Here is a 13,396-nt window from a genome sequence, read left to right on the forward strand (position 1 = left end):
GGGGTGGGATGATGGTGAGAGGTGCCATCACCGCTGCGCCTCCAACTCCCGGCTGAGTGTCGAATAAAAGCCGTCCGCGAAGCGGGTGAGCTTGGATTCCATGCGGTTGATGCCATGGCTGAAGCGGTTGTAAGCGATGACCGCCGGGATGGCGGCGAACAAGCCGATCGCCGTGGCGAAGAGCGCTTCGGCAATGCCGGGCGCGACGACGGCGAGCGAGCTGTTCTGTTCCTTCGCGATGGCGGTGAAGGCGCGCATGATACCCCACACGGTGCCGAACAGGCCGACGAAGGGCGCAACCGAGCCGATCGTCGCAAGGATGTTCAGGCGATCGGACAGGCGATCGACCTCTGCCGCGATCATGCTGGACATAGCCGTCGACAGGCGGTCGCGCGTACCGTCGCGGTCGATGACCTTCTGCGCGGTGGAGCGGCGCCATTCGGTGACGCCTGCGGCCATCACCTTGGCAGCGGGGAAGTCGGATGACTTGCCGCGCGCTTCATAGAAGCGGTCGATATCTTCCGCTTTCCAGAAATCATCCTCGAACGCGCTGCTGTGGCGGCTGGCCTTGCGCAGGGTGAAGGTGAAGCCGATGATCATCGCCCAGGTCCAGATGCTGGCGAGCACGAGGCCCAGCATCACCACCTTCACGACAATGTCGGCCTGCAGGAACAGGGCGAGCGGCGAAATGGTCGCAGCTTGGGTGGCGGCGCCGACAGCGGCGCCGACGTCGGGCATCGAAAGGCTCATGGGTTGATGTCTTCCCCTCTCATCAAACGGCTGAAAATGTCTATCCAGGGCTTGGGTTGCCGCGTGGGACGGCCCTGGCTGGTCAGGAAGGCGACAGAGACCTCGCCGTCCGTCAGTATTTCATCGCCGCACCTGACTCTTTGCTGAATGGTACACGCGACGGGGCGAATGGCCGTCACGCGGCTTTCGACCAGTAAATCATCGTCAAGCCGGGCCGGGCGCTTATAGGCGATTTGGAGGCTGGTGACGGCATAGACGCCGGTCCCATCTTCCTGCGCGGCGCGCTGATCGATCCCGGCGACGCGCAGCATGTCGGATCGCGCGCGCTCCATATAGCGCAGGTAATTGGCGTGGTAGACGAGCCCCGACAGGTCCGTATCCTCAAAATAGACGCGCAAGGGAAAGTGATGCACGGCGGCAATGAACCTTCCGGTTGCCGGCTCGGGCATGGACGCTGAAACGGACATGCGCGGCCTTTTAACCATCAAGCAGGCGGCAGGCAAAGGCGGAAATGAACAGGGTCGAAGCAGCCTGCCGGGCGACGGGGGCTATCCGTCCCACAAACGCGGCGTGCTAGCCCTGATTAACACAGCAGCCGTTGTGATGGATGCTCGAAAGCGCTGGCCCCCTGCTTCCCATAGCGCTAGTGGGCGGCAAATTGATTTTGCGAGGACATTAGCATGACCGACATTCAGACCGTGGGCGTCATCGGCGCTGGTCAGATGGGCGCGGGGATCGCGCAGGTCAGCGCGCAGGCTGGCTATGATGTGATCCTGTGCGACGTCGATCTGGCCCGCGCCCAAAAGGGGCTTCAGGGCATTTCAAAGCAGCTTGCCCGTGCGGTCGAAAAGGGCAAGTTGAGCCAGGAAGATTCCGAAGCCGCCTTCGCCCGCATCCGGCCGAGCGGCGACTTGGCTCCGCTGGCCGAAGCTCAACTGGTGATCGAAGCCGCGACCGAGCGGGAAGAGATCAAGCGCAGCATCTTCACTAATGTCAGCGCGGTGATCACGCCCGGCACGATCCTGGCGACCAATACGTCGTCCATCCCCATCACTCGTTTGGCGCAGGTGGTGCCCGATCCGGCGCTGTTCGTGGGCATCCACTTCTTCAACCCCGTACAGGTCATGGCGCTGATCGAGTTGATCCGCGGGCTGGCAACATCGGACGAAACGGTCGCGACGATCGAAGCCTATACCAAGCGGCTGGGCAAGCATGTCGTGCAGGCGTTCGATTCCCCCGGTTTCGTCGTCAATCGTATCCTGCTGCCGATGATCAACGAATCCATCTTCGCGCTGGGCGAAGGGGTTTCCAACATTCGCGACATCGACACGGGCGTGCGGCTGGGGCTGAACCATCCCATGGGTCCGCTGACGCTGGCGGATTTTGTTGGCCTCGATACCTGCCTTGAGATTCTGAACGTGCTGCGGTCGACGACCGGGGATTCCAAATATCGCCCCGCGCCGCTGCTGGTGAAATATGTCGAGGCTGGCTGGCTGGGACGCAAGACCGGCAGGGGCTTTTATGACTATTCGGGGCCGGAGCCTGTCCCGACCCGCTAAGTGAGGGACTTCGACATTTGAACGAGACAAGCGGCTCGTTCAAACAGCCTGAACGGCGGTAGGCTAGAGCGGGCGCTCAGCACCCAAGCCATGTTTCCTCAAACAATGGCGCAGCTGGTCATAACTTAGGCCAAGAGCCTTGGCGGTCGCGCGTTGATTGTAGCGGTGGCGTTCCAGCACTGCCTGCACGATCGCGGCTTCATGCGCGTCCACGGCGGCCCGCAGGTCGCGGACGTCGGTGAAGCCGGTTGCGGGGGCGGGCTTGGGTTCCTCTGCACTGGCGTTGAGCGGCGGCGTTTGCGGCTTCCAGGGCGAGGCGAAGGGGTCGAAGATGATCCGGCCGACGGGGGCCGAGGGATCTTCCCAGCGATAGACGGCCCGCTCCACGACATTGCGCAGTTCGCGGACATTGCCGGGCCAGCCATGCGCTTCCAGTGCGGCGAGGCAGTCAGGCGTGAAGCCACGCCATTCGGACCGTCCCAGTTCGGCGGCCATGCGGCGGCCGAAATGATCGGCGAGCACGACCACATCTCCCTCGCGGGCGCGCAGTGGCGGCAGGGTGATGACTTCGAAACTGAGCCGGTCTAGCAGGTCCGCACGGAAGCGGCCCGTTTCGGCCAGCAGGGGCAGGTCTTCGTTGGTGGCCGCGATGATGCGGACGTCCACCGTCATTGGCCGGGATGCGCCGATGCGGGTGACTTCGCCATATTCGATGACGCGCAGCAGCCGTTCCTGCGCGGCCATGGAGAGGGTCGCCAGTTCATCGAGAAAGAGCGTGCCGCCATCGGCTTCCTCGAACCGCCCGGCGCGGGCGCGGGTGGCGCCGGTGAAGGCGCCCTGTTCATGGCCGAACAGTTCCGCCTCGATCAGCGTTTCCGGAAGCGCGGCGCAGTTCATGACGATGAGCGGCTCGCCCCAGCGCGGAGAGAGGCGATGGAGGCGTTCGGCGATCAGTTCCTTGCCCGTGCCACGCTCGCCAACAACCAGGATCGGGCGATCAAGTTCGGCGGCGCGTCCTGCCTGCTCGACTGCGTCAAGGAAAGGTAGCGACTGGCCGATGAATTGGCTGTTTCGTTCCATGACCATATTATGGTGAAAATCGCCACTTGTTGGCAAGATTAATTGGCGCTGGAGGGAGTCAACGTAGGAAATTCCGGCTTTTCACGAATTGGCACGGCTCCTGCAAAGAATGCGGGCAAGGCCGCTGAACGAAGGATCGTAGTTCCGATGGGTATCTTTTCTCGCACGCGCGACATCATCGCCGCCAATGTCACCGACCTTCTCGATCGGGCGGAAGACCCCGCGAAGATGATCCGCATGATCATCCTGGAAATGGAGGAAACGCTGGTCGAGGTGCGTGCGTCCGCCGCGCGGACCATCGCTGATCAGAAGGAGATGCGCCGCCATATCGGCAAGCTGCAGGGCTTGCAGGACAGCTGGACCGAGAAGGCGCAGCTGGCGCTGAGCAAGGATCGCGAGGACCTGGCCAAGGCGGCGCTGGTGGAAAAGCAGAAGGCGGCCGACATGGCGGAGAAGCTCTCCCATGAGATCGAGGTGCTGGACGAGGCGCTGAAGGCTTCGGAAGAGGATATCGCCAAGTTGCAAGGGAAGCTGCGCGAGGCGCGGACCCGGCAGAACAGTCTGGTCACGCGGATGGAAAGCGCGCAAAATCGTGTCCGCATGCGCGAAGCCTATGCCGGGGAAAAGGTGAATGAGGCCTTCGCCCGCTTCGATATATTGGAGCGCCGGGTCGATATGGCCGAAGGGCGTGCGGATGCGCTGAATCTCGGCCAGGGTCAGAAGACTCTGGAGGAGGAAATTGCCGAGTTGCAGTCGACCGAGAAGGTCGATGCCGAACTCGCCGCGATGAAAGCCAGCATGAACAGGACAGCTTGAACAGGGGAGCGTGACGCATGGAGGATGTGTTTTTACCGATCATGATCTGCGGCATGCTGTTCATCGGCATGCCCTGGCTGATCCTGCACTATACGACCAAGTGGAAGCAGGCGCCCAAGATCACCGATGAGGATGAGCGGTTGCTGGACGAAATGCACCTGCTCGCGCGGCGGCTGGAAGACCGGCTGCAAACGGTCGAGCGGATCGTCGCCGCCGATAATCCCGATTTCCGTCCGTCGCGCTCCGCGCTCGACGACGCTTATGATCTCGACCGCCAAGATATTGGCAGGAGGAACTGACATGGCCGCGCGCCGTACGAAATTCTACCTCGACAAGCAGAATGGCAAATGGATGGGCGTGTGCTCAGGCATCGCCGACTATGCGGGCATCGACGTGACGTGGGTCCGCGTCGGCGCGGTGCTGGTGACGCTGATGGGCGCCTTTCCCTGGTCGCTGATCGCCTATTTCGCCGCTGCTTATTTCGCCGAGAACAAGCCGCTGGGCCTTTATGCCGACCGGGATGACGAGAAATTTTGGCAAGGCGTGCGGACCAATCCGGCGCGGTCGGCACGGGACGTGCGATCGAAGTTTCGCGACATCGACCGGCGTCTGGCGGATATCGAGACATTCTACACCAGCCGCAACACGAGGCTGGCGGACGAGATCGACAGCCTGCGTTGAGCAAGGCGTTCGGAGGACGGCATGCAGGAGCTGGCTTTTACGCTGACCATCGCGGCGAGCTGCATTATCGCGCTGTTGATCGTCGCGGCGGCCACTTTGCGCGGCTGGAACGGCTGGCTGGCACTGAAGCGTGCGGAGCTGGCGCGGCCGGACGTTGACGCTGTGCCGCCTTCGGCCAGCGCGCGGATCGAGGTCGCCGACCTCAAGGAACGCATCCGCAAGCTGGAGGCTATCGCGGCGGGCGTCGATCTGTAAGGAAAGCGGCTTTCGCGGGCAGCTTTTCTGCCTATATGCGGGATATGACCGATGTGCCTGCCCTTGCCGATCTTCAGGAAGAATATGAATTTCTGGACGCGGATGACCGTTACCGGCTGCTGATCGACCTTGGGCGCGCGCTGGAGGCGATGCCCGACGCGCTCAAGACCGACGCCACGTTGGTGCGGGGCTGTTCGGCGGCAGTCTGGGTTTATCCGACGGTGCGCGACGATGGGCGGCTGCATTTCCTGGCGGACAGCAATGCGGCGATCACCAAGGGGATCATCGCGCTGGTCCTGCTGACCGTGCAGGATCAGGCGCCCGCCGAGATTGGCGCGGCGGACATTGAAGGCGCGCTGGCGCCGTTCGACCTCAAGAATCAGCTCAGCTCCAACCGGACACAGGGCATCCCCAACATGATTGCGCTTATCCGGCAAACTGCGGAGCGCTACAGCTAGGCGGGAAACCTGCGGACGTCCGGGCGTTCTCTTTGCGTGAGCGAAACGGAAGTTGAGGAGATGCGCGATGCGGAGCCTATTGGCGCTGGCGGCGATCAGCCTGCTGGCGGGCTGTTCTGGCAGCGAAAAGGAAGGGCCGACCCAGCGCGAGCAGATCGGCCAGACGTGGAAATATGAGGGTGGCGACGGCGGCAAGCCCAAGGTTGCTTATATCGGCAGCGCGAACAGCGTGCAGACCATGACGGCAGAAGATACGTTCTCGGTGCTGCTGGTGCAGCCGATGCCGGAAGGTGGCACGGACGTGACCGTTAAACTGGTGGGCGCGCCTTTCAGCTGCGACCTGTCCGACTGTCGCGTCACGGCAGTGACCGATGATGGCAAGAGCCATGATTGGCGCGGGCGGATGACGGAAAATAAGGACGGGATAGAGGTGCTACCGGCCGCGAAGGCCGATGAGGCGATCAAGGAAACGAAGCTGTTGAAGGTTAACCTCGTGGTTGGCCCGAAGGATAAGGCATTTCCGTTTGAGTTTAAGGTCGCGGGATTGGATTTGAAGGGGTGAGGGCCGCCGTCGTGAACAGTCGTCATCCCAGCGAAAGATGGGATCTCGTGCGGGTGCGCTCATAGGCCTGAGATCCCAGCTTTCGCTGGGATGACGGGAGGTAGGTGGACGGTTATTCCTGAAGCGAAACCCCGGGGCTTCTAGGATCGGCCGCGCCCCGCCAGTGCCCGTCGGGCGCGCGCTCCGCCGCATTTGCTTTCAACCCCATCGGAGCGATCGTGACCTTGTGGCCCCAGCCTTCGAGCGGCGCCTTCATCGCTTCGAGTGGCGTCCCCTGCTCAAGCACAAGACCGTTGGCGTCGAAAAATTCCAAGCCCAGCGCGATGGAATCCTGCGCGGACAGGCCCCAGTCGAAATGGGCGATCAGGGCCTTCGTCACCTGCATGATAATCGTTCGCCCCCCCGCCGCGCCGACGGTGAAGACCGGCGTTCCTTTCCCGTCATAGACGATCGTCGGCGACATGGAGGACAGCGGCCGCTTGCCCGGTTCTACCCGGTTGGCGACAGGCGCGCCGTTCTTTTCGGGCGTGAAGCTGAAATCGGTCAGTTCATTGTTCAAGATGACGCCATCGGCGATCAGCTGACTGCCGAAGAAGCTTTCGATGGTGGATGTCCAGGCGGTGATGTCGCCGTCGCGGTCGATCGCCACGAAATGACTCGTCCCGCTTTCCGGCTGGGGCAGCGCCGCAGTCCGGGCCTCCGCACCCGGCGGGCTGCCCGGACGATAGTCGTTGAGGGTGCGGCCCAGCGCGATGAGCGCTGATCGCTTCTTGAGATAGGCCGGGTCGATTAGCCCCGCGATCGGCACGGACACGAATTCGGGATCGCCCAGCCATGTGTCGCGATCGGCATAGGCGAGGCGCATGGCTTCACCGATGACATGCCAGGAACGGGGATCATCCTTCCCCCATTGGGCCAGTGGGAAGCGTTCGACCATCCCCAGGATTTGCAGAACGGTGATCCCGCCGGACGAAACCGGACCCATGCCGCAGATGCTGTAGCCGCGATACGGGCCGCAGACGGGCTTGCGCGCCTTCACTTGATAGGAGGCGATATCGGCCTCCGTCATCGGCACGGGATTTTTGGGCGCATTGGTAACTGTGCTGGCGATCGCCCGTGCGGTCTCGCCCTTGTAAAAAGCGTCTGGCCCTTCCGCGGCGATGCGCCGAAACAGGGCAGCGAGCGGAGGGTTTTTGAGCATCGTGCCAACAGGCGCGGGCGCGCCATCTATCCAGAAGAACTTCTGAATCTCGGGAAAGTCGGCCCAGATGGGGGCGACCGCCTTCATCGCGGTGTCGAGCCTCTGACGGACCTCAAAGCCATCTTCGGCCAGGCGGATCGCAGGCGCAAACAACGCCGCCCACGGAAGCTTCCCCCATTTGAAATGGGCTTCCCAGGCGAGCCGGAGGTTGCCGGGCACGCCCACGGAATAGCCGCCGGGCCAGGCGGACCGGAAGGCGAGGGGCTGACCATCCGCACCGATGAAACGATCGGGCCGGGCCGCCGCCGGGGCGGTTTCGCGCCCGTCGATCGACTCCAGCACCCCGGTCTTGCCATCATGATGCATCAGGAAGCCGCCGCCGCCGATGCCGCTATTATGCGGTTCGACCACATTGAGGGCGAGCATCATGGCGATCGCGGCGTCGGTCGCGCTGCCGCCCTGGCGAAGCATCTCCTGCCCCGCCGCCGCCGCGCGCGGATCGGCGGCGGAAACCGTGGCATTGAGTGAGACAGGCTCGCGCGCCGCCACGGGGGCGGCATATAGAAAAGCGAGTATTATAGGGGCCAGCAGGCCAGTGAGGCGAGGCGTCATGCCCCGCACCCTATCGTCCGACCGGGCCGCCGCAAGCCCCTGAGATCAACCATCGAGATCAGCTGTCGATGCCGATGACCTCACTGATATGCGTGAAGCCATCCCGCGCCATCAGCTTTTTCAACCCCGCATTGATGCGCCGGGCGAGATACGGCCCTTCATAAACAAGCGCGCTGTACAGCTGAATCAGGCTCGCCCCCGCGCGGAGCCGGGCATAGGCCTGTTCCGCATTGCCGATGCCGCCAACGCCGATCAAGGGCAGGCGCGCGCCCAATATCCGGCGGAAGTCACACAGCCGCTGAAGCGACAGATCGGTGAGCGGCGCGCCTGACAATCCCCCGCTTTCATTGGCATGGACCGACTGGAGCGGGGGCCGCGAAATGGTGGTGTTGGACACGATCAGTGCGTCCACCCCATGATCGAGGCAAGCGTCGGCGATATCCTCGACATCCTCGGGCTCCAGATCGGGCGCGACCTTCAGGAAGACGGGCGGCAGATGACCCCCGTCCCGGCCCCCGTTCACGCCACGCGCGGCCATGACGGCGCCCAGCAACTGATCTAGCGCTGCCCTGTCCTGCAAGGCGCGCAGTCCCGGCGTATTGGGGGATGAGATGTTGACCGTCAGATAATCGGCAAGCGGCGCCATGCAGGTCACGCCGGTGACATAATCGGCGATGCGGTCGGTAGCGTCCTTGTTCGCGCCGATATTGATGCCGACGATCGGTGCAGGCCCATCGCCAGCAGGACGGCGGCGCTTGGCGACGCGCTCGGCCGCCGCCGCCAGGCCGCCATTGTTGAAACCCATGCGGTTGATGACGGCGCGATCCTCGACCAGGCGGAACAGTCTAGGCTTGGGATTACCCGCCTGCGGCATCGGGGTGAGCGTTCCGAGTTCGGTGAACCCAAAGCCCAGCGCATGCATCTTGTGCGCGACCAGCCCTTCCTTGTCATAGCCGGCAGCCAGTCCGACTGGATTAGGAAAGCGGATGCCCGCCACCGTCTGGGCCAGCGCGGCGTCCGGTGCGGGTGGAGGGGAAACGGGCATCAAGCGGAGCAGCATGACCGAAAAATGATGCGCGCGTTCTGCATCGAGCGCGAAGAAAAGCGGGCGGACAAGGCGATAGGACATGGGGCGCCTATGCCATTGCGGCAGGCCGGCGTCGAGTCGCTGTGGCAAAGGGGCAACAGGTGGCCCACAACAATAAATTCTGCTGCGAAATCATTCATTTTAGTCCTGATTCAACCCACGAGATGTCCGATCCATCCAATCAACCGAGTCCGATTCGGACTTATGAAAGTGCTGCGACCCGAAGGCTCTTGGCCATCTTTGGCTGACGAGACCTTTTACTGGCCCGGCGGGTAAAACCGCCGGGCCATTTTTTTTCGAAGCCGTTCGGAAAAATCGGTGGTTTCCTCAGTATCGCTCTTGCGCGGGCGCGAAGAAGCATCATAGTGCGCTGGTGGGGTGAATATGGGGCCGCATCGCGACAGTGCATCCGGGGGGGTGCCAAATGGCAGGGAAAAGGACGGAGACCCGTCGCTTTCCTATATGGTGGAAGCGGCTCAAGGTCCGGTTCGATTAAGCTATTTCGCGCCGCCCGAACATCTGCGGGCCTATTTCGGCTCGGTTTACCTCTTCACCGAAAGCGCTGACCGCTATCTGGATGTGACACGTGCCGACGTTCCCCAGTTGCGGTTCATGGTGCAAGGGACAGGAAGCTACCATTTCCATGATGGAACGGTGGAGGCCACACCGGATATATGCCTGCTAGGCCCGACCCTCGGCGCGACCCGGTTTGAACTGGATGGACCCGCCTGCGTCGTGGGCGTGTCGTTGCTCCCGGCCGGGTGGGTCAGCCTGGACGGCGGCGACGCCAACGCGCTTGCCGATCGTGTACGGGACATGGCCCCTGAGAAAAAGGGAGCGATGGCCGCGCTTCGGGCCAGCCTGGCGACCATGCGTGACCCGGAGGCCATAGCTGCCCATTGCTGGTCTGTTCTGGGACAATTGGTGAAACCCTTGCCCATTTCGACCTGGCAATTGCTGGAATCCATAGATGCATGGCTGATGGGGGAAGGATCGCCCCGAATTGAAGCGCTGGTGGAGCGAACGGGGTTGTCACCGCGCCAACTCGCCCGGCTGACCAATCGCTATTATGGCTGCCCGCCCAAGCTGCTGGCGCGGAAATATCGGGCGCTGCGATGCAGTGCGCGCATCGCGCTGGACCAGCATAGCTGGCAGGAATTATGCGAGGATGGCCGCTTCTACGACCAGTCGCACTTCATCCGCGAGATCAAGCATTTCATCGGCTTGACCCCGCACCAGTTGCAGACCGAACCGACGGCCGTGGCACAGCTTACCCTGCTGCGGCGCTCGCTGGGTGCGGACGTGGCGGTGCTGAACCGTTTCAGCTGAGACGAGCGGACTCATAGAAATGGCTTGATTCCACGCGCCCGCGCGACCACATGCGCAATCGGATTGATTCGATCCGATTTGAGAATGGTTCGCAACCGGGACGCTTGCCAACGATGAGACTTTCGAGTTTCGCAGATTATGCCGTGGTGCTGATGTCCGCCGCTGCGCGCCATTGCGGAGCGGCAAAGATGAATGCGACCACGCTTGCCAGCGAAACCGGCATCCCGCTGCCCACCGCGCAAAAGCTGGTGAGCCGTCTCTCGGCTGCGGGGCTGCTGGAATCGAGTCGCGGAACGGGCGGCGGCGTGCGACTGGCGCGACCTGCGGCGGCAATCACCTTGGTGGATGTCGTGGAAGCGGTGGAAGGGCCGATCGCCATGACCGCCTGCGCCGAACAGGGCGCCCATGATTGCACGCTGGAACATGGCTGCCGCGTACGCCCGCACATGAATGTCGCGAACAATGCGATACGATCCGCCTTGGCCGGGGTGACGATCGCCAGTTTGACCCGAGAATTGGCCTGACACGAGAAATGGCATGACCGAAGAGACGACCACTGTTCGCAATCTGGAAGCGCATGAGGCCGCCGAGCGCGCCTCTGCCTACGAACATGGCTGGTCATCCGCCATCGAACAGGACTTCGCGCCCAAGGGCCTGAATGAGGATACCGTCCGCTTCATCTCCGCCAAGAAGAAGGAGCCGGAATGGCTGCTGGAATGGCGGCTGAAGGCCTTTGCGATGTGGCAGAAGATGGAGTCGCCGGACTGGGCCAAGCTCAACATTCCGCCAATCGACTATCAGGACGCCTATTATTACGCCGAGCCCAAGAAGAAGGCAGAGCTGGATTCGCTGGATCAGGTCGATCCCGAAATCCTCGCCACCTATCAGAAGCTGGGCATCCCCATCGCTGAGCAGGAGATGCTGGCCGGGGTAAAGGGCAGCCGTAAGGTCGCTGTCGATGCCGTATTCGACTCCGTGTCCGTCGCCACCACCTTCCGCAAGGAGCTGGAGGAAGCGGGCGTCATCTTCCGTTCGATCAGCGAAGCGGTGCGCGAATATCCCGACCTCGTGAAGAAGTGGCTGGGGAAGGTCGTGCCGATGCACGACAATTATTTCTCCACGCTCAATTGCGCGGTCTTTTCCGACGGCACCTTCGTCTACATCCCCAAGGGCGTGCGCTGCCCGATGGAGCTTTCCACCTATTTCCGCATCAATGCGGAGAATACGGGGCAGTTCGAGCGCACCCTGATCGTTGCGGACGAGGGGAGCTATGTCTCCTATCTCGAAGGCTGCACGGCACCGATGCGGGACGAGAATCAGCTGCACGCCGCCGTGGTCGAACTGGTCGCGCTGGACGATGCGGAGATCAAATATTCGACCGTCCAGAACTGGTATCCGGGCGACGAGAACGGCAAGGGCGGCATCTATAATTTCGTGACCAAGCGGGCGCTGTGCCAGGGGCGCAATTCGAAGGTCAGCTGGACCCAGGTGGAAACCGGCTCCGCCATCACCTGGAAATATCCCAGCTGCGTGCTGAACGGCGAGAACAGCGTCGGCGAGTTCTACTCGGTGGCGCTGACCAACAATATGCAGCAGGCCGACACCGGCACCAAGATGATCCACAATGGCAAGGGGTCGCGATCGACCATCGTGTCGAAGGGCATCAGCGCGGGCCGCTCGAACAACACCTATCGCGGTCTGGTGCGCGTGGCGCCGGGCGCGGAGGGCGTGCGCAACTTCACCCAGTGCGACAGCCTGCTGCTCGGCGACCAGTGCGGCGCGCACACCGTGCCCTATATCGAGGTGCGCAACCCCTCGGCGCAGATCGAGCATGAGGCGACGACCAGCAAGATCAGCGACGACCAGCTCTTCTACGCAATGCAGCGCGGACTGGATCAGGAAAGCGCCGTCTCGTTGATCGTGAACGGCTTCGCTAAAGAGGTGCTGCAACAGCTGCCGATGGAGTTCGCCGTCGAGGCGCAGAAGCTGTTGGGGATTTCGTTGGAGGGTTCGGTCGGTTGAGGCACAACCCCACCCCAACCCCTCCCCTGAAGGGGAGGGGCTTGAGCGTCAGCGATGAAGCGCGCCGCCTGAACTCCCCTCCCCTTCAGGGGAGGGGCCGGGGGTGGGGGCTGTCGGCTGGGCAGCTCGCTCAGTTGGACGGCTTCGCCCGCGAGCTGCGTCGTGAGCCGACAGAGCCTGAAAAGCGCCTTTGGGCGAAACTCTCTCGGTCTCAACTCGGCGATCAAAAATTCCGCCGGCAGTCTGTGATCGGCGCAAGCATCGCCGACTTCCTGTGCTCACAGAAGGCGCTGACAGTCGAAATCGACGGAGACACCCACACCGATCGATCCGATGCGCCACGTGATCAGCGGCTGGCGCAACTCGGCTATCAAGTCGTGCGCTTCTCAAACCATGACGTAATAACAAATATTGAAGGCGTGTGCGAACGGTTGCTGGCCATCTTGGACGGCGCGCCGGATCGCTGGCACAGCCCCCACCCCAACCCCTCCCCTGAAGGGAAGGGGCTTTCAGAGGAAGCCCACTCTTGAGTGACGAAGACGATATCCAGGATGCCCTCGCCGATTTCGCGGAGGATGTGACCAACGGCCAGTCATGGACCGCTGCGATCCGCATCCTGACTGAGGATTATGAGCTGGAAGAGGGCGAGTTGCAGGCTCGCGCCGCCAAGGATTTCGGCGACCTCGACGCCTATCAGGCGGAATGCCGCGCCGCGCTGGAGAAGGGCGACGTCGCCTTCACCGAGAAGTTGAGGACCGATAAGGCCTTCCACAAGGCGAAGGCGCCCAACCTCGCCCGCATGGGTCCGGTGACGGAGTTCGTGACCGGGCTATTGGAAAAGGGTTCGCCCGAGCCTGGCGCGGACTGGTGGCCCTATATGCCGATCAAGCGCCATATCGACACGCTTTTCCCCGCGCCGGGCGATGTGCGCGACATGGCCTTCTGGACCGCGCGGACGCTTCAGCGCGCGCATAAGGGATAACC

At 62.6% G+C, this 13,396-nt stretch carries 17 protein-coding genes; 12 read left to right on the plus strand and 5 right to left on the minus strand.

Features of this window, described 5'->3' with window-relative positions; translation table 11 throughout:
- Positions 1 to 27: 27 nt before the first annotated feature.
- Positions 28 to 750 (minus strand): protein TolQ, encoded by a 723-nt coding sequence (tolQ, locus tag ACWNC0_RS07465; protein ID WP_449470678.1) that lies wholly within the window; start codon positions 748 to 750, stop codon positions 28 to 30.
- Complete coding sequence (locus tag ACWNC0_RS07470; protein ID WP_449470679.1) at positions 747 to 1,217, minus strand: YbgC/FadM family acyl-CoA thioesterase; 471 nt, start codon at positions 1,215 to 1,217, stop codon at positions 747 to 749. The genes tolQ and ACWNC0_RS07470 overlap by 4 nt, the downstream gene beginning before the upstream one ends.
- Before the next feature lie 213 nt (positions 1,218 to 1,430).
- On the opposite strand from ACWNC0_RS07470, the gene ACWNC0_RS07475 reads away from it, so the two are divergent.
- On the plus strand, positions 1,431 to 2,309 hold the full coding sequence (locus ACWNC0_RS07475; protein WP_449470680.1) for a 3-hydroxybutyryl-CoA dehydrogenase: 879 nt from the start codon (positions 1,431 to 1,433) through the stop codon (positions 2,307 to 2,309).
- Positions 2,310 to 2,372: 63 nt separating this feature from the next.
- Here ACWNC0_RS07475 and pspF read toward each other — a convergent pair whose 3' ends face one another.
- The gene (pspF, locus tag ACWNC0_RS07480; RefSeq protein ID WP_449470681.1) at positions 2,373 to 3,389 is read right to left on the minus strand and encodes a phage shock protein operon transcriptional activator; all 1,017 of its coding nucleotides are present in this window, start codon (positions 3,387 to 3,389) and stop codon (positions 2,373 to 2,375) included.
- A gap of 147 nt (positions 3,390 to 3,536) precedes the next feature.
- Between pspF and pspA the strand changes: the two genes are divergently transcribed.
- The 6 genes from pspA to ACWNC0_RS07510 all read left to right on the plus strand — a co-directional run bounded on the left by pspA (position 3,537) and on the right by ACWNC0_RS07510 (position 6,161).
- A complete protein-coding gene (gene pspA, locus ACWNC0_RS07485) occupies positions 3,537 to 4,205 on the plus strand; it encodes a phage shock protein PspA (protein WP_449470682.1) in 669 nt (222 codons plus the stop codon).
- Positions 4,206 to 4,222: 17 nt separating this feature from the next.
- A complete protein-coding gene (gene pspB, locus ACWNC0_RS07490; RefSeq protein WP_449470683.1) occupies positions 4,223 to 4,504 on the plus strand; it encodes an envelope stress response membrane protein PspB in 282 nt (93 codons plus the stop codon).
- Position 4,505: 1 nt separating this feature from the next.
- Positions 4,506 to 4,886: an envelope stress response membrane protein PspC gene (pspC, locus tag ACWNC0_RS07495; protein ID WP_449470685.1), complete on the plus strand. Its 381-nt coding sequence runs from the start codon at positions 4,506 to 4,508 to the stop codon at positions 4,884 to 4,886.
- A gap of 21 nt (positions 4,887 to 4,907) precedes the next feature.
- Positions 4,908 to 5,141 carry a hypothetical protein gene (locus tag ACWNC0_RS07500; RefSeq protein ID WP_449470687.1) on the plus strand — a complete coding sequence of 78 codons (234 nt, stop codon included), beginning with the start codon at positions 4,908 to 4,910 and terminating at the stop codon, positions 5,139 to 5,141.
- Between the two features lie 35 nt (positions 5,142 to 5,176).
- Positions 5,177 to 5,599: a SufE family protein gene (locus tag ACWNC0_RS07505; protein WP_449470688.1), complete on the plus strand. Its 423-nt coding sequence runs from the start codon at positions 5,177 to 5,179 to the stop codon at positions 5,597 to 5,599.
- Between the two features lie 67 nt (positions 5,600 to 5,666).
- Positions 5,667 to 6,161, plus strand: a complete 495-nt coding sequence (locus ACWNC0_RS07510; RefSeq protein WP_449470689.1) for a hypothetical protein — start codon at positions 5,667 to 5,669, stop codon at positions 6,159 to 6,161.
- A gap of 112 nt (positions 6,162 to 6,273) precedes the next feature.
- Here ACWNC0_RS07510 and ggt read toward each other — a convergent pair whose 3' ends face one another.
- Together ggt and ACWNC0_RS07520 are read right to left on the minus strand one after the other, a co-directional pair.
- The gene (ggt, locus tag ACWNC0_RS07515; RefSeq protein WP_449470690.1) at positions 6,274 to 7,974 is read right to left on the minus strand and encodes a gamma-glutamyltransferase; all 1,701 of its coding nucleotides are present in this window, start codon (positions 7,972 to 7,974) and stop codon (positions 6,274 to 6,276) included.
- Positions 7,975 to 8,032: 58 nt separating this feature from the next.
- Positions 8,033 to 9,103 (minus strand): quinone-dependent dihydroorotate dehydrogenase, encoded by a 1,071-nt coding sequence (locus tag ACWNC0_RS07520; RefSeq protein ID WP_449470692.1) that lies wholly within the window; start codon positions 9,101 to 9,103, stop codon positions 8,033 to 8,035.
- Between the two features lie 342 nt (positions 9,104 to 9,445).
- On the opposite strand from ACWNC0_RS07520, the gene ACWNC0_RS07525 reads away from it, so the two are divergent.
- The 5 genes from ACWNC0_RS07525 (at position 9,446) to ACWNC0_RS07545 (ending at position 13,394) form a co-directional block, all read left to right on the plus strand.
- A complete protein-coding gene (locus tag ACWNC0_RS07525; RefSeq protein ID WP_449470693.1) occupies positions 9,446 to 10,390 on the plus strand; it encodes a helix-turn-helix domain-containing protein in 945 nt (314 codons plus the stop codon).
- Between the two features lie 113 nt (positions 10,391 to 10,503).
- Entirely contained in the window at positions 10,504 to 10,914 is a 411-nt protein-coding gene (locus ACWNC0_RS07530) for an RrF2 family transcriptional regulator (protein ID WP_449470695.1), read from the plus strand.
- Positions 10,915 to 10,927: 13 nt separating this feature from the next.
- Positions 10,928 to 12,412, plus strand: coding sequence for a Fe-S cluster assembly protein SufB (sufB, locus tag ACWNC0_RS07535; protein ID WP_449470697.1), 1,485 nt, complete (start codon positions 10,928 to 10,930; stop codon positions 12,410 to 12,412).
- Positions 12,413 to 12,453: 41 nt separating this feature from the next.
- Positions 12,454 to 12,942 carry an endonuclease domain-containing protein gene (locus tag ACWNC0_RS07540; protein WP_449470699.1) on the plus strand — a complete coding sequence of 163 codons (489 nt, stop codon included), beginning with the start codon at positions 12,454 to 12,456 and terminating at the stop codon, positions 12,940 to 12,942.
- Positions 12,939 to 13,394 (plus strand): hypothetical protein, encoded by a 456-nt coding sequence (locus ACWNC0_RS07545; protein ID WP_449470701.1) that lies wholly within the window; start codon positions 12,939 to 12,941, stop codon positions 13,392 to 13,394. Before ACWNC0_RS07540 ends, ACWNC0_RS07545 begins: the two co-directional genes overlap by 4 nt.
- The last annotated feature ends 2 nt before the right edge of the window (positions 13,395 to 13,396 follow it).

This window comes from Sphingobium chungangianum (assembly GCF_977014255.1).

What these genes read in the sequence shown, in the direction of transcription:
- ACWNC0_RS07475 (WP_449470680.1), top strand. Translation starts at nt 1,431, where the DNA reads ATGACCGACATTCAGACCGTGGGCGTCATCGGCGCTGGTCAGATGGGC.
- ACWNC0_RS07525 (WP_449470693.1), top strand. Translation starts at nt 9,446, where the DNA reads ATGGGGCCGCATCGCGACAGTGCATCCGGGGGGGTGCCAAATGGCAGG.
- ACWNC0_RS07530 (WP_449470695.1), top strand. Translation starts at nt 10,504, where the DNA reads ATGAGACTTTCGAGTTTCGCAGATTATGCCGTGGTGCTGATGTCCGCC.
- ACWNC0_RS07510 (WP_449470689.1), top strand. Translation starts at nt 5,667, where the DNA reads ATGCGGAGCCTATTGGCGCTGGCGGCGATCAGCCTGCTGGCGGGCTGT.
- ACWNC0_RS07470 (WP_449470679.1), bottom strand. Translation starts at nt 1,217, where the DNA reads ATGTCCGTTTCAGCGTCCATGCCCGAGCCGGCAACCGGAAGGTTCATT.
- ggt (WP_449470690.1), bottom strand. Translation starts at nt 7,974, where the DNA reads ATGACGCCTCGCCTCACTGGCCTGCTGGCCCCTATAATACTCGCTTTT.
- pspF (WP_449470681.1), bottom strand. Translation starts at nt 3,389, where the DNA reads ATGGAACGAAACAGCCAATTCATCGGCCAGTCGCTACCTTTCCTTGAC.
- pspA (WP_449470682.1), top strand. Translation starts at nt 3,537, where the DNA reads ATGGGTATCTTTTCTCGCACGCGCGACATCATCGCCGCCAATGTCACC.
- pspB (WP_449470683.1), top strand. Translation starts at nt 4,223, where the DNA reads ATGGAGGATGTGTTTTTACCGATCATGATCTGCGGCATGCTGTTCATC.
- sufB (WP_449470697.1), top strand. Translation starts at nt 10,928, where the DNA reads ATGACCGAAGAGACGACCACTGTTCGCAATCTGGAAGCGCATGAGGCC.
- ACWNC0_RS07500 (WP_449470687.1), top strand. Translation starts at nt 4,908, where the DNA reads ATGCAGGAGCTGGCTTTTACGCTGACCATCGCGGCGAGCTGCATTATC.
- ACWNC0_RS07520 (WP_449470692.1), bottom strand. Translation starts at nt 9,103, where the DNA reads ATGTCCTATCGCCTTGTCCGCCCGCTTTTCTTCGCGCTCGATGCAGAA.
- pspC (WP_449470685.1), top strand. Translation starts at nt 4,506, where the DNA reads ATGGCCGCGCGCCGTACGAAATTCTACCTCGACAAGCAGAATGGCAAA.
- tolQ (WP_449470678.1), bottom strand. Translation starts at nt 750, where the DNA reads ATGAGCCTTTCGATGCCCGACGTCGGCGCCGCTGTCGGCGCCGCCACC.
- ACWNC0_RS07505 (WP_449470688.1), top strand. Translation starts at nt 5,177, where the DNA reads ATGCGGGATATGACCGATGTGCCTGCCCTTGCCGATCTTCAGGAAGAA.